Origin of the sequence: Microbacterium sp. T2.11-28 (genome assembly GCF_950097975.1) — a bacterium.
Classification (GTDB): domain Bacteria; phylum Actinomycetota; class Actinomycetes; order Actinomycetales; family Microbacteriaceae; genus Microbacterium.
Window position 1 is genome coordinate 29004 of record NZ_CATNHF010000012.1, and the last position, 23428, is coordinate 52431.

General features: G+C 71.3%; 23 protein-coding genes. 16 read left to right on the forward strand and 7 right to left on the reverse strand.

Features of this window, described 5'->3' with window-relative positions:
* Positions 1-334 precede the first annotated feature (334 nt).
* The 12 genes from QQZ13_RS07170 to csrA all read left to right on the forward strand — a co-directional run bounded on the left by QQZ13_RS07170 (position 335) and on the right by csrA (position 9622).
* The gene (locus tag QQZ13_RS07170) at positions 335-583 is read left to right on the forward strand and encodes a flagellar FlbD family protein (RefSeq protein WP_284528343.1); all 249 of its coding nucleotides are present in this window, start codon (positions 335-337) and stop codon (positions 581-583) included.
* A complete protein-coding gene (locus QQZ13_RS07175; RefSeq protein WP_284528344.1) occupies positions 583-1374 on the forward strand; it encodes a motility protein A in 792 nt (263 codons plus the stop codon). The genes QQZ13_RS07170 and QQZ13_RS07175 overlap by 1 nt, the downstream gene beginning before the upstream one ends.
* Entirely contained in the window at positions 1371-2183 is an 813-nt protein-coding gene (locus QQZ13_RS07180; RefSeq protein ID WP_284528345.1) for a flagellar motor protein MotB, read from the forward strand. The genes QQZ13_RS07175 and QQZ13_RS07180 overlap by 4 nt, the downstream gene beginning before the upstream one ends.
* A gap of 91 nt (positions 2184-2274) precedes the next feature.
* Positions 2275-3213, forward strand: coding sequence for a flagellar motor switch protein FliM (locus QQZ13_RS07185; protein ID WP_284528346.1), 939 nt, complete (start codon positions 2275-2277; stop codon positions 3211-3213).
* A complete protein-coding gene (gene fliN, locus QQZ13_RS07190) occupies positions 3210-3857 on the forward strand; it encodes a flagellar motor switch protein FliN (RefSeq protein ID WP_284528347.1) in 648 nt (215 codons plus the stop codon). The genes QQZ13_RS07185 and fliN overlap by 4 nt, the downstream gene beginning before the upstream one ends.
* Before the next feature lie 70 nt (positions 3858-3927).
* Positions 3928-4308, forward strand: coding sequence for a flagellar biosynthetic protein FliO (locus QQZ13_RS07195; protein WP_284528802.1), 381 nt, complete (start codon positions 3928-3930; stop codon positions 4306-4308).
* Positions 4309-4361: 53 nt separating this feature from the next.
* On the forward strand, positions 4362-5129 hold the full coding sequence (gene fliP, locus QQZ13_RS07200; RefSeq protein ID WP_284528348.1) for a flagellar type III secretion system pore protein FliP: 768 nt from the start codon (positions 4362-4364) through the stop codon (positions 5127-5129).
* Complete coding sequence (fliQ, locus tag QQZ13_RS07205) at positions 5126-5401, forward strand: flagellar biosynthesis protein FliQ (RefSeq protein ID WP_284528349.1); 276 nt, start codon at positions 5126-5128, stop codon at positions 5399-5401. Before fliP ends, fliQ begins: the two co-directional genes overlap by 4 nt.
* 38 nt (positions 5402-5439) lie before the next feature.
* Complete coding sequence (locus QQZ13_RS07210) at positions 5440-6201, forward strand: flagellar biosynthetic protein FliR (protein WP_284528350.1); 762 nt, start codon at positions 5440-5442, stop codon at positions 6199-6201.
* Positions 6198-7289 (forward strand): flagellar biosynthesis protein FlhB, encoded by a 1092-nt coding sequence (locus QQZ13_RS07215; RefSeq protein WP_284528351.1) that lies wholly within the window; start codon positions 6198-6200, stop codon positions 7287-7289. Before QQZ13_RS07210 ends, QQZ13_RS07215 begins: the two co-directional genes overlap by 4 nt.
* Positions 7286-9358 carry a flagellar biosynthesis protein FlhA gene (locus tag QQZ13_RS07220; protein ID WP_284528352.1) on the forward strand — a complete coding sequence of 691 codons (2073 nt, stop codon included), beginning with the start codon at positions 7286-7288 and terminating at the stop codon, positions 9356-9358. The genes QQZ13_RS07215 and QQZ13_RS07220 overlap by 4 nt, the downstream gene beginning before the upstream one ends.
* A gap of 9 nt (positions 9359-9367) precedes the next feature.
* A complete protein-coding gene (gene csrA, locus QQZ13_RS07225) occupies positions 9368-9622 on the forward strand; it encodes a carbon storage regulator CsrA (protein ID WP_284528353.1) in 255 nt (84 codons plus the stop codon).
* A 35-nt stretch (positions 9623-9657) separates the two neighbouring features.
* On the opposite strand, the gene QQZ13_RS07230 is transcribed toward csrA, so the two are convergent.
* The 7 genes from QQZ13_RS07230 to QQZ13_RS07260 all read right to left on the reverse strand — a co-directional run bounded on the left by QQZ13_RS07230 (position 9658) and on the right by QQZ13_RS07260 (position 18516).
* Positions 9658-10644, reverse strand: a complete 987-nt coding sequence (locus tag QQZ13_RS07230; RefSeq protein WP_284528354.1) for a metal ABC transporter solute-binding protein, Zn/Mn family — start codon at positions 10642-10644, stop codon at positions 9658-9660.
* A 214-nt stretch (positions 10645-10858) separates the two neighbouring features.
* Complete coding sequence (locus QQZ13_RS07235) at positions 10859-11893, reverse strand: hypothetical protein (protein ID WP_284528355.1); 1035 nt, start codon at positions 11891-11893, stop codon at positions 10859-10861.
* A 112-nt stretch (positions 11894-12005) separates the two neighbouring features.
* Positions 12006-13343, reverse strand: a complete 1338-nt coding sequence (locus QQZ13_RS07240; protein ID WP_284528356.1) for a dihydrolipoamide acetyltransferase family protein — start codon at positions 13341-13343, stop codon at positions 12006-12008.
* Between the two features lie 47 nt (positions 13344-13390).
* The gene (locus QQZ13_RS07245) at positions 13391-14407 is read right to left on the reverse strand and encodes an alpha-ketoacid dehydrogenase subunit beta (protein ID WP_284528357.1); all 1017 of its coding nucleotides are present in this window, start codon (positions 14405-14407) and stop codon (positions 13391-13393) included.
* On the reverse strand, positions 14404-15534 hold the full coding sequence (locus QQZ13_RS07250) for a thiamine pyrophosphate-dependent dehydrogenase E1 component subunit alpha (protein WP_284528358.1): 1131 nt from the start codon (positions 15532-15534) through the stop codon (positions 14404-14406). Before QQZ13_RS07250 ends, QQZ13_RS07245 begins: the two co-directional genes overlap by 4 nt.
* A gap of 115 nt (positions 15535-15649) precedes the next feature.
* Complete coding sequence (locus QQZ13_RS07255; protein WP_284528359.1) at positions 15650-16843, reverse strand: glycoside hydrolase family 1 protein; 1194 nt, start codon at positions 16841-16843, stop codon at positions 15650-15652.
* 38 nt (positions 16844-16881) lie between these two features.
* A complete protein-coding gene (locus QQZ13_RS07260; RefSeq protein ID WP_284528360.1) occupies positions 16882-18516 on the reverse strand; it encodes an alpha-amylase family glycosyl hydrolase in 1635 nt (544 codons plus the stop codon).
* Between the two features lie 134 nt (positions 18517-18650).
* Between QQZ13_RS07260 and QQZ13_RS07265 the strand changes: the two genes are divergently transcribed.
* The 4 genes from QQZ13_RS07265 to QQZ13_RS07280 are packed head-to-tail and all read left to right on the forward strand — an operon-like array spanning position 18651 to position 23426.
* Complete coding sequence (locus QQZ13_RS07265; RefSeq protein WP_284528361.1) at positions 18651-19691, forward strand: LacI family DNA-binding transcriptional regulator; 1041 nt, start codon at positions 18651-18653, stop codon at positions 19689-19691.
* Between the two features lie 47 nt (positions 19692-19738).
* Positions 19739-21436, forward strand: coding sequence for an ABC transporter substrate-binding protein (locus QQZ13_RS07270; RefSeq protein ID WP_284528362.1), 1698 nt, complete (start codon positions 19739-19741; stop codon positions 21434-21436).
* A 3-nt stretch (positions 21437-21439) separates the two neighbouring features.
* Positions 21440-22426: an ABC transporter permease gene (locus QQZ13_RS07275; protein WP_284528363.1), complete on the forward strand. Its 987-nt coding sequence runs from the start codon at positions 21440-21442 to the stop codon at positions 22424-22426.
* A gap of 16 nt (positions 22427-22442) precedes the next feature.
* Positions 22443-23426 carry an ABC transporter permease gene (locus QQZ13_RS07280; protein ID WP_284528364.1) on the forward strand — a complete coding sequence of 328 codons (984 nt, stop codon included), beginning with the start codon at positions 22443-22445 and terminating at the stop codon, positions 23424-23426.
* Positions 23427-23428: the final 2 nt, after the last annotated feature.

A 23428-nucleotide genomic window follows, 5' to 3' on the forward strand; every position in this document is an offset into this window, starting at 1 on the left:
CGCGATGGCCTGCTCATATGTGAGTCGGCTTTCATAGCGGCTCAGACTAGTCGCAGCGGCGCCTCGACCGCCGCGCGCCCTGTGGATAGGCCCTCGGACGGGCCGCTTCCCTCCGGGCCCACCGCTTCGCGGGCGCCGAAATGCGGGTGCGCACAGCTCGCACCCACGAATCGCCGCCGGCGAACCTCACCCGCACCCGCAGGCCGCAGCCGGCACGCCGACCTAACGCATCCGGCGCACTGGCCGACAGTGCTCCTCGAGCCGAAGACACGATGTCGCAGGCCCGCCGTCAGCGCTCCGCGCAGCGGCTGCATCGACCAGGGAAGGGGTGCTCGTGATCGTCCTCACACGGCTGAACCGCACCCCGTTCGCGGTCAACCCCGACCTCATCGAACGCATCCAGGCGACACCCGACACCACGCTCGTGATGGTCGACGGGGCGACGTTCGTCGTCGCCGACACGATGGACGCCGTCATCGACGCGGTCGTTGCCTTCCGCGCGCGCGTGCTCTCCACCGCGCTGCGGGGCCCGTCCGCCGACCCCGCCGCGGGCGCCTCAGACAGCGCGGGGGGTGAGCGCTGATGCTCATCATCGGCGTCCTGCTCGCCTTCGCGGGCCTCTACGCGATGATCACGCTCGAGGGCGCGCACGTCGAGGCGCTCCTGCTACCCGCGCCGATGATCCTCGTCTTCGGCGCGACGATCGCGATCGGCCTCGCCGGCGGCACGGTCCACGACGCGAAGGAGGCCGTCCGCGCGCTGCCGCGTGCGCTCCGCGGGCTCAAGGGATCCGCCGAGGACCTCATCGTCACCGTCGTCGGCTACGCCGAGAAGGCCCGCGCCGAGGGCCTGCTCGCCCTGGAGGACGCGGTCGCCGACGAGAAGGACCCGTTCCTGCGCCAGGCGCTGCAGAACATCGCCGACGGCACGGATGCCGAGGACCTCCGCGTGCTCATGGAGGATCAGGTCGCCACGGTCGCCGCCGAGCGCCGCACGGCCGCCCGGTTCTACAGCACCCTCGGCGGCTACGCGCCCACCGTGGGCATCGTGGGCACGGTGGTCTCGCTCACCCACGTGCTGGAGAAGCTGGACGAGCCCTCCACCCTGGGACCGCTCATCGCCGCGGCCTTCGTCGCCACCCTCTGGGGCCTGCTGTCGGCCAACTTCATCTGGCTGCCGATCGGAGCGCGGCTCCAGCGCCTCGCCGAGCTCGAGGTCGACCGCATGACCCTCCTCACCGAGGGGATGCTCGCCGTGCAGGCCGGAAGCCCCCACCACCTCGTCGAGGAGCGCCTCCGTGCGCTCACCCCGGACACCGGCGGCAAGCGGCGCCGCGAGAAGCCGGCGCCCGCACCGGTCGAGGAGCCCGCATGAGCGTGCCGCGCCGGCGCCGCATCCCCGCCCACAGCGGCCACGACGGCCCCGACGAGCGCTGGATGGCGTCCTATCTCGACATGATCACGGTGCTCATGTGCATGTTCATCGTGATGTTCGCCATGTCGACCGTCGACCAGGAGAAGTTCGAGGCGCTGCGCGCGTCGCTGGCCACCGGCTTCGGCGTGGAGGAGTCCGCGGCCGTCGACGTGTCCGAGGGCGTCGTCGTGCCCGCCGACCTGGTCGACGACGAGGGCGAGGCGTTCTACGAGCTCCCCCCGAACGCCGCCGAGGAAGAGTACGACAGCCTGGCGCTCCTGCGCGAGCGCCTGCAGGATGCACTGGACGAGGAGGGCCTCGGCGACACCGCGACCTTCACGATCGACGAGCGAGGGCTGACGATGGGGCTGAAGAGCGCCGAGACGTTCTTCGCGACCAACAGCACCGTGCTCAGCGCCAAGGCCCGCGCCGTCCTCGACGCCGCCGCCACCGTGCTCGCCGACGACACGCACGACATCTCGGTGGAGGGTCACGCCGACTATCGCCGGCCCGCCCCGCCGTTCCGCGACAACTGGGAGCTGTCCTCCGCACGCGCGACGGGGGTGCTGCGCTACCTCGCGAACGAGGGCGAGGTCGACCACGGGCGCATCAGCTCCGTCGGATACGGCTCCTCGCGCCCGCTCGCGAAGGGCACCAGCGCGGCCGCGCTCGCCAAGAACCGCCGCGTCGACATCGTGGTCCTCTCCTCCGCCGCAGAGGAGGTGCGCGAAGAGCTCCCCCGCCTCGACGCGGTCGCCGCCGGCCGCTGAACCGCCGTACCGCCTCCCCGGCGCCGCCGGACCGCCCGCACCCTGCGACGCGGCCCTTACGCGGTCGCACGGGCGACCGATAGTCCCGCTCGTGCAGATCGAGGACAGCGTGCGGACGGACGACGGTGCGTCGACGACCGATGCCGGCCCCGCTGTGCCCGAGCGCTACGACTTCGGCCGCCCGGCCGCGCTGTCGCGCGAGCACACCCGTGCGCTGGCCGGGGCGTTCGACGCGTTCGCGCGCCTGTGGGCGATGCAGCTCACGTCGAAGGCCCGGCTGCGCTCGCACATCACCGTCGAGCGGGTGACCCTGGAGACCTACGACGAGTACGTGTCCACGGTGCCCGCCACGACGACGCTCGTGCTGTGCAGCGACGAGGATGCCGACGCCCGCGCGATCATCGAGTTCCCGGTCTCGACCGCCCTCCTGTGGATCGTGAAGATGCTCGGCGGCGACAGCGCCCGCCCGCTCGAAGCCCGCTCCCTCACCCCCATCGAGTTCGCCCTGCTGCGCGCGCTCATGGACGAGACGCTCGGCCATCTGCGGGGATCGCTGGGCGGCCTGCTGTCGGAGCGGCTGGCCGTGACCGCCGTGCAGTACAACGCCGCGTTCGCCCAGATCGTGTCGGCGCAGGAGCTCGTCGTGGTGGCCCGCTTCTCCATGCGCCTCGCCGACCACACCGAGTCGGCGAGCATCGCGCTGCCGGCGGCGGTGCTGCTGGAGCGCCTGACCGATACGACCTCCGCGCCGCACGCCGCGCCCGATCCCGACGTCGTCCGCCACCACGTCGAGGAGGCGCCCGTCGAGCTCACGCTGCGCCTCGCGTCCCGCCCCATGCTGCCCGGCGAGGTCCTCGACCTCGCCGTCGGCGACGTCCTCACGCTGCCCCACGGCGAGGACCGCCCGCTCGAGCTCGCGATCGGCGACCACGTCGTCGCCGCCGCGGCCGTCGGCGCCAACGGCGCCCGCCTCGCCTGCGTCATCACCTCATCCGACCTTTCCCGCTCGCTCGTCGAGGAGACCCCATGACCAGCACCACGACGCACGAAGCCGCCGCGGCCGCCGCGTTCGCCGACCGCCTTCCGACTGCCAGCCGCACAACGGCACGGCCGAGCGCCGGGTCCGGCGAGACCGGCGACGCCCTCATGGTGTCGTCGGTGGGAGACACCAGCGCCGCCCTGGCCGTCGTGATCCTCGACGAGTCGGCCCTGCTGGGCGACCCGTCGGCGTCGCTCGCCGACCGCCTGCGGGACGCCCTCGACGCCGCGGCGGCCGCGTTCGGCCCGAGCGTGCTCGGCGAGCCCGTCCTCGGCGACGCGTCGGCGCTCTTCTCGCACCCGTCGGCACAGGTGTTCGACCTCGTCGAGGAGTCCGGTCGCACGCTCGGCCGCCTCGCGGTGCGCATCTCCCAGACGCGGGCGGCCTCGCCGCGGCGCCTGCAGCGGATCGCCGGCGTCGAGATGGACCTCACGGTCGAGGTCGGCCGCACCCGCATGACCGTGCGCGACGTGCTCGACCTCGAGCCCGGCCGCATCATCGAGCTCGACCGCTCGGCGGGCGCCCCGGCCGACGTCAAGCTCAACGGCCGACTCATCGCGCACGGCGAGATCGTCGTCGTGGATCAGGACTACGCCGTGCGCATCACCCGCATCATCGAGAGCGCGGAGGCCTGAGCTGGACGATCTGCTTCTCGGCGTCCGCGTCGTCGTCTCGCTCGCGGCGGTCCTGGCGGTCGTCTGGCTGCTGCAGCGCCGTGTCGCCCGCGGCGCGGCGAAGGAGCGCGCGCGCGACGCGGTGCGGGTGATCGCCCGGCGCGGCCTCGGTGCCAAGGCGCAGGTCGTCGTGGTCGAGATCGACGACGTCCGCTACGTCCTGGGCATCGGCGACGGTGCCGTCTCGGTGATCGACCGCGCTCCGGCGGAGGCCGCGGCCGGCGCCGCCATCGCGCCGCTCACCGCGCTCCCGGCCCGGCCCGCGCCGATCGAGGCCGCCGATCCTGCCGCTCCCCTGCCGGCGCGCCGCAGTCTCCGCGCCGAGCAGCGCACGGCCTCCCGCGCGGCCTCCCGCACGCCGTCGCTGCCGCGGGATGCCGCCCAGGCGCTGCGCCGGGCGCTCGGCGCCTGATGGGTGCCGGGCGCGTGAGGACTCGGGGGCGCCGAACGGCCGCGCGGGCCGGGATGGCCACGGCGCTGTCGCTCGGACTGATCGCGCTGCAGGCGGTGACCGTGCCGGCCGCCCACGCCGACGCGATCGATCCCACCCCGGCGCCCCCGACCGGGGTGACCGTCGACATCAACGGCATCGACGGCACGCCGTCGGCGTCGATCCTCACCCTCATCGGCATCACGCTGCTGTCGGTGGCGCCCGCGCTCCTGCTCATGATGTCGTCGTTCACGAAGATCTTCGTGGTGCTCGCGATGACGCGGAACGCCCTGTCGCTGCCCACGATCCCGCCGAACCAGGTGCTCGCCGGGCTGTCGCTGTTCCTGACGCTGTTCATCATGTGGCCGGTCCTCACCGAGATCAACACGATCGCCGTCCAGCCCTACACCGACGGCGGCCTCACCTTCACCGACGCCGTCACGGCCGCCTCGGATCCGCTGCGCACCTGGATGCTGGCCTACACGCGCGAGGAGGACCTCGCCCTGATGACGAGGTTCTCGGGCGGCGAGAACCCGGACGACCCGGCGAGCACCCCGCTCATCACGCTCATCCCGGCGTTCATGATCTCGGAGCTGCGCGCCGCCTTCATCATCGGGTTCGTCATCTTCGTGCCGTTCCTGGTCATCGACCTCGTCGTGGCCGCCGCGCTCATGTCGATGGGCATGATGATGCTGCCGCCGGTCATGATCTCGCTCCCCTTCAAGATCCTGCTGTTCATCCTGGTCGACGGCTGGGGCCTGATCCTGCGCACGCTGATGCAGAGCTATGCGGGGGGCGGATGAACCCCGAAGCCGTCCTCGACATCGCCCTCGAGGGCGTGATGATCACCGCGAAGCTCGCCGCCCCGCTGCTGGTCACCGCGCTCGTCGTCGGCTTCGCGATCTCGCTCCTGCAGTCGATCACGCAGATCCAGGAGGTCACGCTCTCGTTCGTCCCGAAGGCGATCGCCGTCGGGGTCGCCCTCGTGGTGTGCGGCAACTGGATGATCACCGAGGCCGTCACCTTCACCCACGCCCTGTTCGACCGCATCCCGCAGCTGCTGAGCGGCGGATGACGGGTCGATGACGATGCGACAGATGACGGGCCGATGACGTGGACATCCCCATCGACTTCGCGTGGCTGGAGGCCACGGGCCTCGCCGCCGCACGGATCACCGCGTTCCTCTTCCTCGCACCGCCCTTCTCGTACCGCGGCTTCCCGACGCGCATCAAGGCGGCGCTGGGCGTGGGCCTGGCCGTCGCCATGAGCGGCACCGTCGCGCCGGGCTACACGCCGCTGGACTCGGGCGCGTTCCTCCTCGCCCTGCTCGCGCAGCTCGTGACGGGCGCCCTGCTCGGCTTCCTCGTGACCGTGTGCTTCGCGGCCGTCCAGTCGGCGGGCGGCCTCATCGACCTGTTCGGCGGATTCCAGCTGGCCCAGGCGTTCGATCCGCAGATGAACGTCAGCGGCGCGCAGTTCACGCGGCTGTTCCAGATGGTGGCCCTCGCGCTCCTCATCTCCTCGAACGGCTATGCGCTGATCCTCGCCGGACTCGCGCGGAGCTTCTCGGCCGTCCCGGTCGACGGCATGCTCACCCTGGAGCGGCCCGCCGAGCTGCTGATCGACACCGCCGCGCAGCTGCTGCTGGCCGCCGTCCAGATCGCCGGGCCGCTCCTGCTGGTCCTGTTCCTGGCCGACATCGGCCTGGGCCTCGTCAGCCGGGTCGCCCCGGCCCTGAACGCGTTCGCCATGGGCTTCCCCGTGAAGATCATGCTCACCCTGGTGCTGGCGGGCACCGTGATCCTCGCGCTCCCCGCCGTCGTCAGCGCGCTCACCGAGGATGCCGTCGGGCTGCTGATCGGGGGTGCGCGATGAGCGATGCCGACAGCGGCGAGCGCACCGAGATGGCCTCGCGCCGGCAGCTGCGCGAGGCCTACCGCAAGGGCCGGATCACCCGGAGCCAGGACATGTCCGCGTGGATCGCGATCGGCGCGTTCTGCGTCATGCTGCCCGCTCTGATCGGCGCGGGCGCCGACGCCGGCACCGAGCAGTTCGTGGGGATCGCGTCGATCATCCGCAGTCCCGACGTCGACGACGCGCTCGCGCTGCTGTCCTCGGCCCTCGGGCACATCCCCGCGATCATCGGCACGACGCTCGGGACCGTCTCGATCGTCGTGCTGATCATCTCCGTGGTGCAGGGCGGGGTGCACCTGCGCGGCGTGCCGGCTCGGTTCGAGCAGTTCAATCTGATCACGGGGATCCAGCGGCTGTTCGGGCTGCAGGCCCTGTGGGAGGGCGTCAAGGCGCTGCTGAAGACGGCGGCGATCGGCCTCGCGCTCTACGTCGTCGTCGCGGGCCTCATGCCGCTGCTCGTCACCAGCGGCGCCGCGCCCGTGAGCCGCCTGCTCGAGGTGGCCGCCTCGGGCATCGCGGGCCTGCTGATGACGGCTGTGGCGGTCGGCATCGCCCTCGCCCTCGCCGACGTCCTCGTCGTCGCCCGCCGCAACCGCAAGCACACGCGCATGACCAAGAAGCAGGCGCGCGACGAGCACAAGAGCAGCGAGGGCGACCCCCTCATCCGCAGTCAACGCCGCGCGCGGCAGATGGCCATGAGCCGCAACCGCATGATCGCCGCCGTCGGGGACGCCGACGTCGTGCTCGTGAACCCGACCCACGTCGCGGTCGCCCTGCGCTACGAGCCCGGCAAGGCGGCGCCCCGCGTGGTCGCGAAGGGCAAGGGCGTGGTGGCCGAGCGCATCCGCGATCGCGCGACCGAGGCCGGCGTGCCCCTGGTGCGCGACATCCCGCTCGCCCGCGCGCTCCACAGCGCGTGCGAGCTCGGCCAGGAGATCCCGGCCGACCTGTACACCGCCGTCGCACGCATCCTCGTGTTCGTCGACGGCCTCAAGCGTCGCGGCTCGGCCCGCGGCGTGCACACCGTCCCGGAGAGGAAGGCGCCATGAAGGGCATCCTGAAGAAGTCCGCGATCCCGGTCGCCGTCGTCGGCATCATCATGCTGCTGATCGTGCCGGTGCCCCCGCCGGTGCTCGACGTGCTGATCATCACGAACATCCTGTTCGCGCTGCTGATCCTCCTCACGACGATGTTCGTGCGGAAGCCGCTCGACTTCTCGGTGTTCCCCTCGCTGCTGCTGGTCGCCACGCTGTTCCGGCTCGGGCTCAACGTCGCCTCCACCAAGCTCGTGCTCGGCGAGGCGCACGCCGGCCAGGTGATCGACGCGTTCGGCGCCATCGCCGTCGGCGGATCGCTCGTGATCGGCATCGTCGTCTTCCTCATCCTCATCGTGATCCAGTTCGTCGTGGTCACCAAGGGCGCCGAGCGCGTCGCCGAGGTGGGTGCGCGGTTCACCCTCGACGCCATGCCGGGCAAGCAGATGGCGATCGACGCCGACCTCAACGCCGGACTCATCACCGACGCCGAGGCCCGCGCCCGGCGCGCCGAGATCGCCGCCGAGGCCGACTTCTACGGCGCGATGGACGGCGCATCGAAGTTCGTCAAGGGCGACGCGATCGCCGGCCTGGTGATCATCGTCATCAACCTCGTCGGCGGCATCGCCATCGGCCTCATGTCGCACGGCATGGAGATCGACGAGGCGCTCAGCACCTACGCGATCCTGACGATCGGCGACGGCCTGGTCACCCAGATCCCCGCGCTGCTGATGGCCGTCGCGACCGGCATGATCGTGACGCGCTCCAACGCCGAGGCCGACATGGGCACCTCGGCGGCGGGCCAGCTCGGCCAGTCGCGCACGGCGCTCCTCATCGCCGGCGGCGCCGCGATCGCCATGTCGTTCATCCCCGGCATGCCGATGCTCGCCTTCCTCGTGATCGGGGGTCTGCTGCTGCTCATCGCCCAGCGCGTCGGGGCGGCGGAGCAGCGGGCGCAGGAGGAGGCGCCGGCGGCCGAGACGCGGGCCGCGGACGCGCCGGAGGAGCTGGCCGAGCGCATGCGCGTGCACACCCTCGAGATCCTGCTCGCGCCCGACATCGTCGACCTCGTCACCGGCGGCCCCGACGACCTGCTGGGTCGCGTGAAGTCGCTGCGGCGCAAGACCGCCGTGGAGATGGGGCTCATCGTCCCGCCGGTCCGCACGCGCGACAGCATCGAGCTTCCCGCGTCGACCTACGTCATCCGGGTCGCCGGCGTCGAGGCCGGTCGCGGCGTGGCGCCGCGCGGATCGATGCTCGCGCTCGGCACCGCGCTCGACGCGCTCCCCGGCGCCGCCGCCCCCGACCCGGTCTTCGGCATCGAGGGCAAGTGGGTCCCGCTGCAGATGCGTCACACCGCCGAGCTGTCGGGCGCCACGGTCGTGGACCGCGCGAGCGTGATCATCACGCACCTGTCGAGCATCATCCAGGCCCACGCCTCCCGGCTCCTCAGCCGCGAGGACGTGCGCCAGCTCACCGAGGGCCTGCGCCAGACGAGCCCCGCCGCCGTCGAGGAGCTCACCCCGGCGCTGCTGTCGCTGGCGGAGATCCAGCGCGTGCTGCAGGGGCTGCTCGCCGAGCGCGTCGCCGTCAACGACCTGGTGCGGATCTACGAGGCGCTGGCGCTGCGCGCCAAGACCTCCACCGAGCCGGAGGGGCTGATCGAGGCGGCGCGCGCCGCCCTCGGCCCGGCCGTCGCCGCCCGCTTCGCGGAGAACGGGCGTCTGCGCATCGTGATGATCGATCCGCTGCTCGAGCAGTCGATGCTCGAGTCGCTGCGGCCGGCCGAGGACGGCATGCACATCGCCCTCGACCCGCGCCGGCTCGAAGCGGTCATCGCGTCGACGAAGGCGGCCGTCGAGGGCGCCGGCCCCGGCGCCGAGCCTGTGCTGGTGTGCGCGCCGTCGCTGCGCACCGCCGTACGCCGACTGGTGTCCACCCAGACCGACGGCCTGCCGGTGCTGTCGTACACCGAGGCGACCGCCGGGGGTCTCGCGATCGACACGATCGGGATCGTCCGCGACGCGGTCCCCGAGCCGCACGCGATCGAGGCGGGATCGTCGGCGGGCGCGGTGGGAAAGTAGTCTGATCGAGTGCTGGTTCTGACGAGACGGATCGGTGAGCGCGTGCTCATCGGCGACGACATCGAGCTCACGGTGGTGGAGATCCGCGGCGACAGCGTGCGCCTCGGCATCCAGGCCCCCCGTGAGACGCGCATCCAGCGCGCCGAGATCGTCGCCGCGGTCGAGACCGAGAACCGGTCGGCCGCCGAGGGCTCCGCCGATCAGGAGCAGGCGCTGCTGCAGGCGCTCGCGGCACGGCGAAGCCCCGCCGCAGACGCCGACTGACGCCCACGGCGGGACCGCGCCCGAGGGGTTCCGGCTCAGCCGGCCAGCACGCCCGCGAGCTCGTCGATGTTCTTCGCCATCCAGGTGAGGTAGCTCTCGCCCTCCGGCAGGATCTCGGAGAACTCGATCACCGGGATGCCGTCGGCCTCGGCCGTCTGGATCACCTGGGTCGTCTCGGCTCCGCCGGTCTGCGAGTTCGCGATCAGCACCCGCACATCGCCCGCGCCCAGCAGGGTGGTGGCTTCGAGCAGGGTCGCCGGCGGCACGTCCTGTCCCTCCTCGACGGCTTCGCTGAACGCCTCGGGGGTCACGTTCTCGAGCCCCGCGGCCGCCGTGAGGTACAGCGGCACGGGCTCGGTGACGAAGATCTTCTCGCCCTGGTGGGCCGCCGCGATGTCCGAGAGCGAGGTCTCGAGGCCCGCGACGCCGTCGACGAAGGCGGCCAGGCCGCTCTCGAAGGTCGCGGCCTCGTCCGGGACCAGCTCGGTCAGCTCCTCGGCGATCGCCTCGGCGACGTGCTCGATGGTGTGCGGGTCGTACCAGACGTGCTCGTTGAAGCCCTCGACGTGGTCGTGCCCGGCGTGATCGTGGTCGTGGTCCGCCTCTTCGGTGGCCTCGGCATCCCCGTCCGCGTGATCGTGGCCCTCGTTCTCGGGCCAGTCGTGCGAGTACTCGGCGGCGGTGATGACGTGCGCCTCCGAGCCGGAAGCCTCGATCAGCGAGTCGATGAAGGAGTCGTAGCCGCCGCCGTTCTCGACGATGAGGTCGGCGCGCGAGATCGTCAGCTGGTCGCTCGCCGACGCCTCGTAGGAGTGGGGGTCCTGGCTGGACGAGGTGACGATCGAGGTGACCTCGACGGCGTCGCCCGCGATCGCCGACACGATGTCGCCGTAGACGCTGGTCGAGGCGACCACCTGCACGGCGTCGCCGTCCGCGGCGTCCGTCGGCGTCGACGCGCAGCCGGCGAGGACGAGAGCGGTCGCGCCGAGCAGCGCGCTGATCGTGAGGGTCTTCCGTGCCATGCTCCGAGTGTAGGGGCTAGTGATAATCATTCTCAAATCCGCCGCGCGTGCCTCACCCCGCGAGCCGACATGCTGCCGCCGAGCCGACACGCTGCGGACGCGCATAACGTGTCGGCTCGCGCATAGCGTGTCGGCTCGGCGAAAAGGGGCTCGCGCCGCAGCGCAGCGGGGGTGGGAACTGCCGCGCGCGGCATCCGGCTTGTCGCGCGGTCGGTTACTCGCCCGTGTCCAAGAAGTGGACGACGGTGTTCTCGACGTCCATCACGGACAGGGTGCTGCGGTCGGCCGACACGCGGAGGTGACGCGGGTACCCCGGCAGCACGTGCTCGTCGGTGATCGCGCCGCTGGAGGCGACCATCTTGGCGACGCCGTCGTTCGGCACTCCGGCGACGTAGAGGCTGCGACCGTCGCCGGCGGCCACGACTCCCCGCGGCTGCCCGACGCCGCGGACGTCGATCGTGCGGGCGAGGGTCGCCTCGGGGATGCGGTAGACGAGGATCCGGTCGTTCGTGACGGCGTCGCCCGCCGGGATGTACAGCGCTTTTCCGTTGCGCGAGAAGGTCGCGCCCGCGTCGATGTTGCCCGTGTCACCCTGGGTGAGGTCGATGCGCTTGCCGATCGCACCGGTCTTCGCGTTGATGGCCCACAACCGCGGCTTGCCGTCCATCCAGCTGCAGTCCGTGACGTAGAGACGGCGTCCGTCGCTCGTCGGCAGGACATCGCAGGGGCTGTCCACGGCGAACTTCGGGAAGCTCGTCAGATCGCGGACCGTGCCCGTGCGCGTGTTGAGCAGGCGGACCTTGTCGGTGGCGGCCACGTAGACGCCGACTCCTCCCGGTCCGAAAGCGAGCACCCCGGACTTGGCGACGGAGGCCGTCCGCACGATCTTGTTGGTCGCGGTCGAGATGATGTGCACCCGCGCCTTGCCGGCGGAAGAGAAGCTGGCCACGAGCACACGACCGTCCGGAGACAGCGCGGTGCTGCCGACCTTCGGCATCGCGATGCGTCCCGACATCTCGCCCGTCGTCGTGTCGACGATGTCGATGCCGCCGCGCGAGGTCGCGAGGTAGGCCGTCGTGCCGTCGTTGCTCAGCTCGGCGTCGATCAGGTCGGTCGGCTGAGGCAGCGCGTACGAGGCGCGAGGCTGGATGCCGCCAGCCGCAGGAGCCGCGGCCTGCGCCGGGATCACGCCCGCGCACAGCAGCACCGCGGCGGTCGTGGCGATGATCGATCGGGGGCGGACGTGCATCGGTGAACTCCTTCGTCGGGGGGTTCCCTGCAGGGTAGCCGACAGCCCTGCGCATCCGAGACACCCCGGAGGCCACGCACGGCAGTTCCCCTTCCCCCTGCCTGCTGTCTTCTCAGTCGAGGAGCAGTGCGGGCTCTTCCAGGATCGAGGCGATGTCGGCGATGAAGCGGCTCATGCCGTCGCCGTCGATGACGCGGTGGTCGAACGAGCCCGAGACGGTCGTGACGAAGCGCGGGCGCACCTCGCCGTCGACGACCCACGGCTTCTGCCGGATCGTGCCCATCGCGACGATCCCCGACTCCCCCGGGTTGATGATGGGCGTCCCGGCATCCATCCCGAACACGCCGATGTTCGTGATGGTGATCGTGCCGCCCTGCTGGTCGGCGGGGCTCGTCTTCCCCTCGCGGGCGGTGAGCGTCAGCTTCTCGAGCGCCTTGGCGAGCTCGCGCATGTTCATGTCCTGCGCGTCCTTGATGTTCGGCACGAGGAGCCCGCGCGGCGTCGCGGCGGCGATGCCGAGGTTGACGTAGTTGCGCACGCGGATCTCGGCGGTGCCGTCCTCGCGGTCGATCCACGCGGCGCCGACCAGCGGCGTGCGGCGGACGGCCCAGATGACGGCGCGCGCCATGATCAGCAGCGGCGACACCTTGATGTCGGCGAAGTCGGGCGACGCCTTGAGCCGCTTGACGAGCTCCATGGTGCGCGTGGCGTCCACGTCGGTCCAGACCGACACGTGCGGTGCGGTGTAGGCGGAGCGCACCATCGCCGACGACGTCGCCTTGCGGACGCCCTTGACGGGGATGGCCTCCTCGCGGCCCTCGACGAGCGCCGGGGCGGGAGCGGATGCCGCGGGCACCGGCGGCACGGGGATCGTCTGCTCCCGCTCGACCGGCCGGTCCGGGGTCGCGATGTTGCGGAAGACGGAGGCCTGGTCGGCGTGGCGCACGACGTCGTCTCGCGTCACCTCGCCGGCGGGTCCGGAGGGCACCACCTGGGCGAGCTCGACACCGAGATCGCGCGCGAGCTTGCGCACCGGCGGCTTCGCCACCACTCCGGCCGAGGCGCGGACGGCCTCTTCGCGCGGAGCGGGCTTGCTGCGACGGGACTTCACCGCGCCGCCGGTGCCGTAGCCGACGAGCACCGCGCCCCCGGCGTCCGCCTCGGCGGGCTTCTCGCCGTGCTCGCTCTGCCCGGCCGACACGTCGGCGGCGCCGCCGCTGATCGTGATGATCGGCGCGCCGACGGTCACGGTGTCGCCCTCGGCGACCAGCAGCTCGCCGATCGTCCCCTCGAACGGCGACGGCAGCTCGACGAGGGACTTCGCGGTCTCGATCTCGACGATCACGTCGTTGACGGCGATGGTGTCACCGGGGCCGACGCGCCACTGCACGATCTCGGCCTCGGTGAGGCCTTCGCCGACGTCCGGCAGGTGGAAGGTCTGAGTGCTCATGGCAGCTCCTTCGTCAGGCCTCGGTGGTGGACCGAGAGTACGACATGTCAGTAGGCGAGGGCGCGATCGACGGCCTCGAGGATGCGGTCGGCGTCAGGGAGGAAGAGCCCCTCGAGCTTGGCCGGCGGGAACGGGGTGTCGAAGCCCGAGACGCGCAGCACGGGCGCCTCCAGTGCGAAGAACGCCTTCTCCATGACGGTGGCGGCGACCTCCGAGCCGACCGACGTGAAGCCCGACGCCTCCTGCGCGTAGACCATGCGGCCGGTGCGGCGCACGGAGTCGAGGATCGGGCCGTAGTCGATCGGCGAGATCGAGCGCAGGTCGATCACCTCGCACGAGGTGCCCTCGCCCTCGGCGAGCGCGGCGGCCTGCAGCAGGGTCGTGACCATCGCGCCGTGGCCGACGAGGGTGACGTCGGTGCCGCGGCGGACGACGCGCGAGGCGTGCAGCGGCAGCGCGCGGGCGGAGGTGTCGACCTCGCCCTTCATCCAGTACTTGGCCTTGGGCTCGAGGAAGATGATCGGGTCGTTCGAGGTGATCGCGTCCTGGATCATCCAGTACGCGTCGTTGGGCGTCGACGGCGACACCACCCGCAGACCCGGGGTGTGCGCGAAGTACGCCTCGGGGCTCTCCTGGTGGTGCTCGACGGCGCCGATGTGCCCGCCGTACGGGATGCGGATGACCACCGGGAAGGGCAGGGCGCCTTCGTGCCGGTTGGTCAGCTTCGCCAGCTGCGAGGTGATCTGGTCGAAGGCCGGGAAGACGAAGCCGTCGAACTGGATCTCGCACACCGGGCGGAATCCCGCCATCGCGAGGCCGATCGCGGTGCCGACGATGCCCGACTCGGCCAGCGGGGTGTCGAGCACCCGCTCGGCGCCGAACTCGGCCTGAAGCCCCTCCGTCACCCGGAACACGCCGCCGAGCGGGCCGATGTCCTCGCCCATGAGCAGGACGTGGTCGTCGGCGGCGAGCGCGGCGCGCAGCCCCGCGTTGATCGCCTTGGCGAACGGCATGGTGACGACGGATGCCGGGGCGGCGCTGGTCTCCTGGTCCACGACGCTCATGCCTTGCCTCCCTCGAAGGACGCCTCGTAGTCGGCGAGCCAGCGGCGCTGCTCGTCGATCAGCGGGTGCGGCTCGCTGTAGACGTGCCCGAACATCACCTCGCGGTCGAGGTCGCCGAGCGCGTTGGTGCGGATGCGGACGTCGTCGGCGTACGCCGCGGCGTCCTCCTCGACTCCCGCGAAGAACTCGTCCGAGGCGCCGCGTGCGCGAAGGTACGCGTGCATGCGGGCGATCGGGTCGCGCCGCGCCCACGACTCCTCCTCGTCGGAGGTGCGGTACTTCGTCGGATCGTCGCTCGTGGTGTGGGCGCCCATCCGGTAGGTCAGGGCCTCGATCGCGCGGGGGCCGCCGCCGGCGCGCGCCTCGTCGAGCGCGGTCTTGGTGACGGCGTAGCTCGCCAGGACGTCGTTGCCGTCGACCTGGATGGAGGGCATGCCGTAGCCGGCGGCGCGCTGGAAGAGCGGCGTCCGCGACTGGGTGCTGACCGGCACCGAGATCGCCCAGTGGTTGTTCTGCAGGAAGAAGACCTGCGGCGCACGGTAGCTGGCGGCGAAGACCATCGCCTCGTGCACGTCGCCCTGGCTCGACGACCCGTCGCCGTAGTAGACGATGAGCGCCTCGTCCTTCTCGGGGTCACCCGTGGCGGTGCGCTTGTCGAAGACGAGGCCCATGCCGAAGCCCGCCGCGTGCAGCGTCTGGGAGCCGAGCACGAGCGTGTAGATGCGGGTGTTGCCGTTCTTCGGGTCGGTCGGGTCCCAGCCGCCGTGAGTCAGGCCGCGCATCAGCCGGATGATGTCGATCGGGTCGACGCCGCGGATCGTGCACACGACGTGCTCGCGGTACGACGGGAAGAGGTGGTCCTGGGGGCGAGCCGCTCGGGCGGAGCCGACCTGCGCCGCCTCCTGCCCGAAGGACGGCGGCCACAGGGCCAGCTGCCCCTGGCGCTGCAGGTTCGTGGCCTGCCGGTCGAAGGCGCGCACCACGACCATGTCGCGGTAGAAGGTCTCGAGCTCGCTGTCGGCGAGCGCGTCGATGAGCGGCAGGTAGCGCTCTGCTCCGGGCGTGGGGGCGAACGTCCCGTCCGCCGCCAGGACGCGCACGAGGGCCGGATCGTCAGGCGGGGTCATGTACCCACGCTAACGCTCCCCGCATGCGTGCCACTGCATGAGTTCGACAACGGATGCCGCGATTCGCGGTGCCGCCGAGACAATCGGGCCGGGAGAAATCCGCCTCGGCGATGGCTCACGGCGCGGGGAGGACGTTCTCCTGCGCCAGCGCGCCCAGCCAGGCGAGGCTCGGCTTCGGGGTGCGGACGAACGTGTCGCGGTCGACGCCGATGAGCCCGAAGGTCGGGCGGAACGAGCCCCACTCGTAGTTGTCGAGCAGCGACCAGTGCAGGTACCCGCGCACGTCGCAGCCGTCGGCGCCGGCCGCCGCCAGCCCCTGCAGGGCACCGGTCGTGTAGTCGATCCGCCGGTTGTCGTCGGCGGTCGCGATGCCGTTCTCGGTGACGAGCATCGGGATGCCGCCGGTCACCTCGTGCGTGTGGCGGAGCGCGTGGCCGAGGGCCTCGGGGTAGTACTCCCACCCGGTGAGGGTCCGCTCGACGTCATCGGGGAACGGCACAGGGCCGTCCGGGCCGATGATCGTCCGGAGGTAGGACTGCACGCCGATGAAGTCGTCGCCGCGGGACTGCTCGAGGTAGAAGTCCTCGCGCCAGTAGCCCCACTCGTCGCGCTCCTTCTCGTACCCCGGCACCGCCTGGTACACCTGGTTCGCGACCGTCCAGCCGGACTTCACGTGGCCGAGACCACGCAGCACGTCGACCGAGGCGTGGTGGGCGTCGGCGATGACCCGGGCCACGTGCGGCGAGGGCCCCGGGAAGTTGACGCCGTTCTCGGTGTCGATCTTCGCCTCGTCCTGGTTGACCATCATGTTGGGCTCGTTGATGGTGACGACCCAGTCGACGTCGTCGAGGATGCCGGTGGCGACCTCGGTGTAGCGGCGGAAGCGGTCCACGACGTCGGCCGCGTACCAGCCGCCGTCGCGGAACTGCCAGCGCGGCACCGTGAAGTGGTGGAGCGTCACGATCGGCTGCACCCCGGCATCCCGGCAGGTGTCGATCATGCGGCGGTAGTGGTCGAGCTGCGCGCGCGAGACGACGCCCTTCTCGGGCTCGATCCGGGCCCACTCGATCGAGAAGCGGTACGCCGTCAGGCCGCCCGCCGCGAGGAGGGCGATGTCCTCGGGGAAGCGGTGGTACGAATCGAGCGCGTCGCCGGAGGGCTCCTCGACGGTGGTGCCCTCGGAGTGCTCGTACTCCCAGTGGCTGGTGTTCACGTTCCCGCCCTCGATCTGGTGGGCGGCCGTCGCGGCTCCCCAGATGAAGCCCTCCGGGGCGGGGATCGTCTCGAACGGTCGGTTCGTCGCGGTCATGCGCGGCTCCTCTCGGGAGTGGTCGGTGACGGGGGTGGTCAGCGTTCGGAGGGGGTCCGCACGGGCGCGAGGTCGACGACGGCGCAGCCGAAGGCGTCCAGGCGCAGGATGCCGTCGGCGATCTCGGCGCGGAAGGCGAGGGGGAGGGTCGCATCGGTGTCGCCGATGTCGCCGATGTCGCCGGAGAGGTCGACCTCGCGCGGGGTGTCCGACGGATTCAGTGCGACCAGCAGCGAGCCGCGCGTGAAGACGAACGGGTATCCGGTCGTTCGCACCGCGACGGGAGCGCGCGCCGAGAGCCGCTCGTCGGCGCGGCGCACCGCGATCGCGGCACGCACGAACCGCAGGAGCGACTCGGGGTCCTCGAGCTGGTCGGCGACCGTCGGCCGCAGCGGGTCGGGGTCCTGCGGCAGGTAGCGGGACTCGAAGGCGGGCGCAGCCGTGCCGGGAAGCGCGCCCCACTGCATCGGCGTCCGTGAGCCCGCGCGCTCGTAGGTCGGCCCGAGCGATGAGCCCTCGAGCGAGGCGAGGCCCGGCACGTAACGCATCCCGATCTCGTCGCCGTAGTAGATCGACGGGAGCGCCGGCCACGTTAGCGCGAGCAGCAGCGCGCTCCGCGCCTGCTCCGCGTCCCTCCCGCCGGCGACCAGGCGCGTGAAGTCGTGGTTGGCCGTCGGCAGGCCCGGGATGCCGGTCGAGCCGGCCGCGGCGATGGCGGCGGCGGCACGCTCCCAGGCGGCGACGAAGACGGCGGCGTCGCCGGTGCCCGCGGCATCCGCCCACGCGGCGGGCTCGCCCCAGGCCTCGTGGACGGTCCCGGCGCCGTTGTTCCACAGCGACTTGAGGGGCGCTCCGTCGTCGTCCCCGCCGAACTGGAGGAAGAAGTCGACGTCGAAGCCGGCGGGCACCGCGCGGGCGGGGTCGCCCCACTCCGAGATGAGGATGTTGCCCGGATGCCGGGCATCGAGCCGCGCGCGGACCTCGGCCCAGAGCCGGCCGGTCTCGACGTGGCCGGGGTCGTCCTTCACGAGCGAGGCGGCCATGTCGACGCGGAAGCCCTGCACGCCCCGGTCGTACCAGCGGGAGATGATCTCGACGAGGGCGTCGCGATTGCGGCGCGGACCGGCGGCGTCGACCGGCTGCCGCCAGGGCTCGGACGGGTCGGTGCGCGCGAATCCGAAGTTGAGCGCGGGCTGGAACTCGAAGAAGTTCGGCTTGTAGAACTGTCCCCGCGCGCCCGGACCCGCCACGAAGCCCGGCGCCGGCGTGGGGCTCCAGACGTAACGGTCGTCGGCGGGATCGTCGGCGGAGGCGAGGAACCACGGATGCCGGTCGGAGGTGTGCCCCGCGACGAGGTCGAGAACGATCGCGATCCCGCGCTCGTCGGCTGCCGCGATGAGGCGATCGAGGGCCGCGTCGCCGCCGTAGCGCGGGTCGACGTGATCGAAGTCGGCGACGTCGTAGCCGGCGTCGCGCATCGGGGACACGAAGCACGGGTTGAGCCACACGGCGTCCACCCCGAGCCAGGCCAGGTAGTCGAGCCGCGCGGCGACGCCGTCGAGGTCTCCCATGCCGTCGCCGTCGGCGTCGGCGAAGCTCTGCGGATAGGCCTGATAGAGCACGACGCGGTCGAGTCGATCCCGCAGCGTGAGCATCGTCGGTGATGCGGTCATCGGAGACTCCTCTTGATGTAACCGGTTACACTGCGTTACAGTACCCGATGTATCCGGTTACATCCACCAGGATCACCGCGATTCACCGACACCGACCCGCCGCAGACGACGGGCGACGAGGAAGGGAGGGCGACATGGCGAAGCGGCCGACGAACCCCGGCAAGCCGACCATCCGCGACATCGCGCGCGAGGCCGGCGTGTCCGTGGCGACGGTCTCGCGCGTGACCCACGACGACCCCCGCGTCACCGTCGACACCAAGCTCCGCGTGCAGGAGGCGATCGACCGCCTCGACTACCGTCCCTCCGCGCTCGGCCGCGCGCTGTCGTACCAGCGCACCAACACGCTCGGCATCGTCCTCCCCGGCCTCGGCGGCCCCTACTTCGCGCAGCTCATCGAGGGCGCCGAGTCGGTCGCCGTCGCCCGTGGCGTCGTCATCAACGTGCTCGGCACGCACCTGCGCCCCGATGCCGTCGCCGCCGTCCGCCAGCTCGCCGAGCGCACCGACGGCCTGATCATCGCCGGCGGGACGATCCCGGACGACGAGCTCGCCCGCCTCGCCCGGACCGTGCGCGTCGTCCTCGTCGCCGGCGAGGCGCCCGGCGTGCCGTGGGTCCGCACCGACGGCCGCACCGCCGCCGCAGAGATCACCGCGCACCTGATCGAGACCCACGGCCACCGCCGCCTGCGCTTCGTCGGCGAGCCGACCGGCTCCCCCGACACCACCGAGCGCTACGCCGGCTTCCGCGCCGCGCTCGCCGCGCACGGCCTCGAGGAGGCGGGCGAGCCCCTCCGCTACGGGCTCGACGTGCCGAGCGGTGCGGTCGCCGCCCGCGATCTCGACCGCTCCGGCGCCCTGCCCGACGCCCTCGTGTGCGCCAACGACGAGCTCGCGATCGGCCTGCTGGCCACCCTTCCCGGGCTCGGGCACCGCATCCCCGCCGACGTCGCCATCACCGGCTTCGACGACACGGCGCTGGCCGAGCTGGCCTCCCCGCGTCTCACGACGGTCCACCAGCCCATCGTCGAGCTCGGCGCCCGCGCCGCCGCCGGCGCGCTCGACGACGCCGCATGGGGAGAGCCCCTGGCCGATGGCGCCGCCCCTGTCAACCTTCTGGCCACGACCCTGGTGATCCGCGAATCTTGCGGATGCGCCGCTGAGGGAGTGGCCGGCTGAAGCCCCCCGCCGGGTGCTTCCCGGCCCAACGGAACGAGGAGGTTCCGATGAAGAAGCGAACGAGGACGATCGTGTGCGCCGCCGCGCTCACGTCGCTGGTCGCCACGTCGGGCTGTGCCAACATCGGGCTCGAGCCGCCGCCCCCGGCGGAAGAGGGGTACATCGCCGAGATCCGGATGCCGTCCGAGGCGACCTCGTCGGTGCAGGGGCTCATCAACTACAACTACCTCGCCCCGAACGCGACGGTGCAGACGTGGCTGTTCGAGCCGCTGATGATCCGCGACCGGTTTACGTGCGAGGCGGTGCCGTGGCTCGCGACCTCGTACGAGTGGCCGAGCACCGACCGGATGATCGTGCACCTGCGCGAGGGGGTGGAGTGGAACGACGGCGAGCCGTTCACGGCCGACGACGTCGTCTACACCTTCAACGCCGGCAAGGAGTTCCCCGCGGCGGACCGCAACGGGGTCTGGGGCGAGTTCTACGGCGCCGCCGCGACGTCGGTCACGGCGCTCGACGAGCTCACGGTGGAGTTCCGCTTCGGCGGCCCCGCCGTGCCGAAGACCGACGACATCCTGCAGAACACGAAGATCCTCCCCGAGCACGTCTACGCCGATCAGGGCGACCCGACGGCGTTCGTCGACACCGAAGGCGTCGGCACCGGGCCGTTCGTGCCCAGCGAGTACAACGGCCGGCGCCTCGTCATGGAGCGCAACGACAACTACTGGGATGCCGAGAACCTGAAGATCCAGCGGATCTCGATGGAGGGGCAGTACGACGCCAACTCCGGTGCGCTGAAGATCCGCTCGGGCGCGCTCGACATGTACCGCGGCGACATCCCGAACCCGCCGCGCTCGATCGTCGCGGCGGACCCCGACAACGCGCACTACTTCTTCCCGCCGGACTCCTCGACGGTCATCGCGATCAACAACGAGCGACCGGTCCTGAGCGACCCCGCATTCCGCGAGGGCATCGCGTACGCCCTCGACCGCGAGGCGCTGAGCGAGCGCGCCAGCTACGGGATCATGGAGCCCGCCAGCCAGACGATGCTCCTCCTCCCCTTCCAGGAGGCGGAGGTGCCCGAGAAGTGGAAGGGCAAGGAGTACATCCCCTACGACCCAGACGAGGCGAACCGCCTGCTCGACGAGGCCGGGTACGAGAGGAACGCCGACGGCTGGAGGGTCGACGAGAACGGCGAGCCGCTCTCGTTCGTCTTCAGCGTGCAGGCCGGGTGGATGGACTTCATCGCCATGGCCGACGTGATCGTGCGGAACCTCCGCGACGTCGGCGTGCAGATCAAGATGGTCGCCACCGACCCCAACGCGGTCGACGGCATGCAGCGCTCGGGCGACTTCGACATGGTGCTCGACTTCGTCGGCGGCGGATGCCAGCGCGCCCGCGATCTCGGCTCGCGCCTCGTGTCGACGCAAATCTCGCACGACCAGGAGCTGCTCCTGAACCGCGCGCGCTTCGAGGACCCCGCCATCGACGCCCTGGTCGCCGAGTGGTCGAACACGACCGACGAGGCCGAGGCGAAGGCGTACCAGGACCGGATCATCGACGTCTTCATGACCGAGTTCCCCTACATCGCGCTGCAGTACGCGCCGAGCCGCCTGATCTACCGCACCGACAACGCGGTCGGGTGGCCCACCGAGGAGGAGCCGTACCCCGTCGACCAGCCCCTGCGGCTCGCGACGAAGCTCCGACCGCCCGCCGACGGCGCGGATGCCGCGCAGAACGGGGAGTGAGCCATGGTGTACTACGCGAGGAAGATCGGCTACTTCGTCCTCACGCTGTGGGCCGCGGTCACGCTGAACTTCATCATCCCCCGCCTGCAGCCCGGCGACCCGGCCGAGATCATGGTCCGTCAGCTCACCGGGAAGGGCGAGGTCGACCCCGCCCAGGTCGCGGCGATCCGCACGATGCTCGGCTACGGCGACGAGAACGTGCTCGTCGCATACGTCAAGTACCTCGGGCAGATGATCCGGGGCGACTTCGGCATCTCCTTCACGTACTTCCCCTTCCCGGTGACCGACGTGATCTGGAAGGCCCTGCCGTGGACGCTCGTGCTCGTCGGACTGACGCAGCTGCTGTCGTTCGTCCTGGGGACGCTCCTCGGCGCGATCGCGGCGTGGCGCCGCAACAGCCGGTTCGACGCGACCATCTCGGTCGGCTCCACCTTCGTCGGCAACCTGCAGTCGGTCTGGATCGGCCTGATGATCCTGTACGTCTTCGCCTACCAGCTGGGGTGGTTCCCCGCCTCCGGAGGGTACGGGTACACCGACGAGGAGTTCAGCCTCATCCACGCCGCCGACGTGATCTCGCACGGGTTCCTCCCCGCGCTCACCCTCATGATCACGGCGCCGATCGGCTTCATCCTGTCGATGCGGAACACGATGGTGCAGGTGCTCGGCGAGGACTACATCCGCCTCGGCGCGGCTGCCGGCCTCAAGCAGCGCACGCTCGCCCTCGGCTACGCGGCCCGCAACGCCCTGCTGCCGGTCGTCACGAGCTTCGCGCTCTCGCTCGGCGTCCTCATGGGCGGCTCGATCCTCATCGAGACCGTCTTCGACTACCCCGGCATGGGCCGGCTCATGGGCGAGGCGACCGCCGCCCGCGACTTCCCGCTCATGCAGACGATCCTGCTCGCGACGATCGTCATCGTCCTGACGGCGAACTTCATCGTCGATCTCCTCTATCCGCTCATCGACCCGCGTGCGCGCCGGGCGAAGGCCTGAAAGGCAGGTGACAGCGATGTCCCCCGACGACATGGAGCAGGTGCCCGAAGCGCGCGCCTCGATGCCCACCGCCACGCGGCCCACGCGCACCTACCGGCGCAGCGTCACCGGCGACGACGCCTCGACGAGCGAGGTGGTCGCCGTCGTCCAGCCGCCGCGCTGGTACGCCGTCATCTGGTCGAGCCCGAAGGCGCGGATCGGCATCGTCATGCTGACCTTCTTCGTGCTGGTGGCCGTCTTCGCCGACGTCATCTCGCCGCACAGTCCCACCGACGCGAGCTTCGCGCCGGTCCAGGACCCGAGCGCCGATCACTGGCTCGGCACCAACACGCTCGGCTACGACCTGTGGGCCCAGCTCGTCCACGGCACGCGGCTCTCGCTCGCGATCGGTGTCCTCGGCGGCCTCGCGACGATCCTCATCGCCCTCGTGGTGGGACTCATCGCCGGTTACACCGAGGGGTCGGTCGTCGACGACGGCCTGTCGTTCCTCACGAACCTCGCCCTCGTGGTGCCGGTCCTCCCCCTCATGATGGTGATCGTCGCCTACAGCGAGACCCGTGGCCTCATGCTCCTCGTCTTCGTGGTGGCGATCACGAGCTGGGCCGGCGCCTCGCGCGAGATGCGCTCGCTGATCATCTCGATGCGCAACCGCGACTACGTCACCGCGGCGCGCTTCGGCGGCGACCGGATGTTCCGGATCGTCTTCCGCGAGATCATGCCGAACATGTCCTCGCTCATCGTGTCGGGGTTCATCGGCGCGGCGACCGGGGCGATCGCCGCCGAGGCGGGGCTCTCGTTCATGGGCTTCGGCGACCCCAACACCGTCAGCTGGGGCCAGATGCTCGCCCAGGCCGACGCCAACGGCGCGCTCGTCCAGGGTCTCTGGATCTGGCTCGTCGCTCCCGGCCTCATGCTCGCCCTGCTCATGACGTCGCTGACGTTCGTGAACTTCGGCGTCGACATGCTGAGCAACCCGCACCTGCGCGAAGAGGAGAAGTGACC

Coding starts and splice junctions, on each gene's coding strand:
- QQZ13_RS07175 (WP_284528344.1), top strand. CDS start 583: ATGCTCATCATCGGCGTCCTGCTCGCCTTCGCGGGCCTCTACGCGATG.
- QQZ13_RS07180 (WP_284528345.1), top strand. CDS start 1,371: ATGAGCGTGCCGCGCCGGCGCCGCATCCCCGCCCACAGCGGCCACGAC.
- fliN (WP_284528347.1), top strand. CDS start 3,210: ATGACCAGCACCACGACGCACGAAGCCGCCGCGGCCGCCGCGTTCGCC.
- fliP (WP_284528348.1), top strand. CDS start 4,362: ATGGCCACGGCGCTGTCGCTCGGACTGATCGCGCTGCAGGCGGTGACC.
- fliQ (WP_284528349.1), top strand. CDS start 5,126: ATGAACCCCGAAGCCGTCCTCGACATCGCCCTCGAGGGCGTGATGATC.
- QQZ13_RS07215 (WP_284528351.1), top strand. CDS start 6,198: ATGAGCGATGCCGACAGCGGCGAGCGCACCGAGATGGCCTCGCGCCGG.
- QQZ13_RS07220 (WP_284528352.1), top strand. CDS start 7,286: ATGAAGGGCATCCTGAAGAAGTCCGCGATCCCGGTCGCCGTCGTCGGC.
- QQZ13_RS07230 (WP_284528354.1), bottom strand. CDS start 10,644: ATGGCACGGAAGACCCTCACGATCAGCGCGCTGCTCGGCGCGACCGCT.
- QQZ13_RS07235 (WP_284528355.1), bottom strand. CDS start 11,893: ATGCACGTCCGCCCCCGATCGATCATCGCCACGACCGCCGCGGTGCTG.
- QQZ13_RS07240 (WP_284528356.1), bottom strand. CDS start 13,343: ATGAGCACTCAGACCTTCCACCTGCCGGACGTCGGCGAAGGCCTCACC.
- QQZ13_RS07245 (WP_284528357.1), bottom strand. CDS start 14,407: ATGAGCGTCGTGGACCAGGAGACCAGCGCCGCCCCGGCATCCGTCGTC.
- QQZ13_RS07250 (WP_284528358.1), bottom strand. CDS start 15,534: ATGACCCCGCCTGACGATCCGGCCCTCGTGCGCGTCCTGGCGGCGGAC.
- QQZ13_RS07255 (WP_284528359.1), bottom strand. CDS start 16,843: ATGACCGCGACGAACCGACCGTTCGAGACGATCCCCGCCCCGGAGGGC.
- QQZ13_RS07260 (WP_284528360.1), bottom strand. CDS start 18,516: ATGACCGCATCACCGACGATGCTCACGCTGCGGGATCGACTCGACCGC.
- QQZ13_RS07265 (WP_284528361.1), top strand. CDS start 18,651: ATGGCGAAGCGGCCGACGAACCCCGGCAAGCCGACCATCCGCGACATC.
- QQZ13_RS07270 (WP_284528362.1), top strand. CDS start 19,739: ATGAAGAAGCGAACGAGGACGATCGTGTGCGCCGCCGCGCTCACGTCG.
- QQZ13_RS07275 (WP_284528363.1), top strand. CDS start 21,440: ATGGTGTACTACGCGAGGAAGATCGGCTACTTCGTCCTCACGCTGTGG.
- QQZ13_RS07280 (WP_284528364.1), top strand. CDS start 22,443: ATGTCCCCCGACGACATGGAGCAGGTGCCCGAAGCGCGCGCCTCGATG.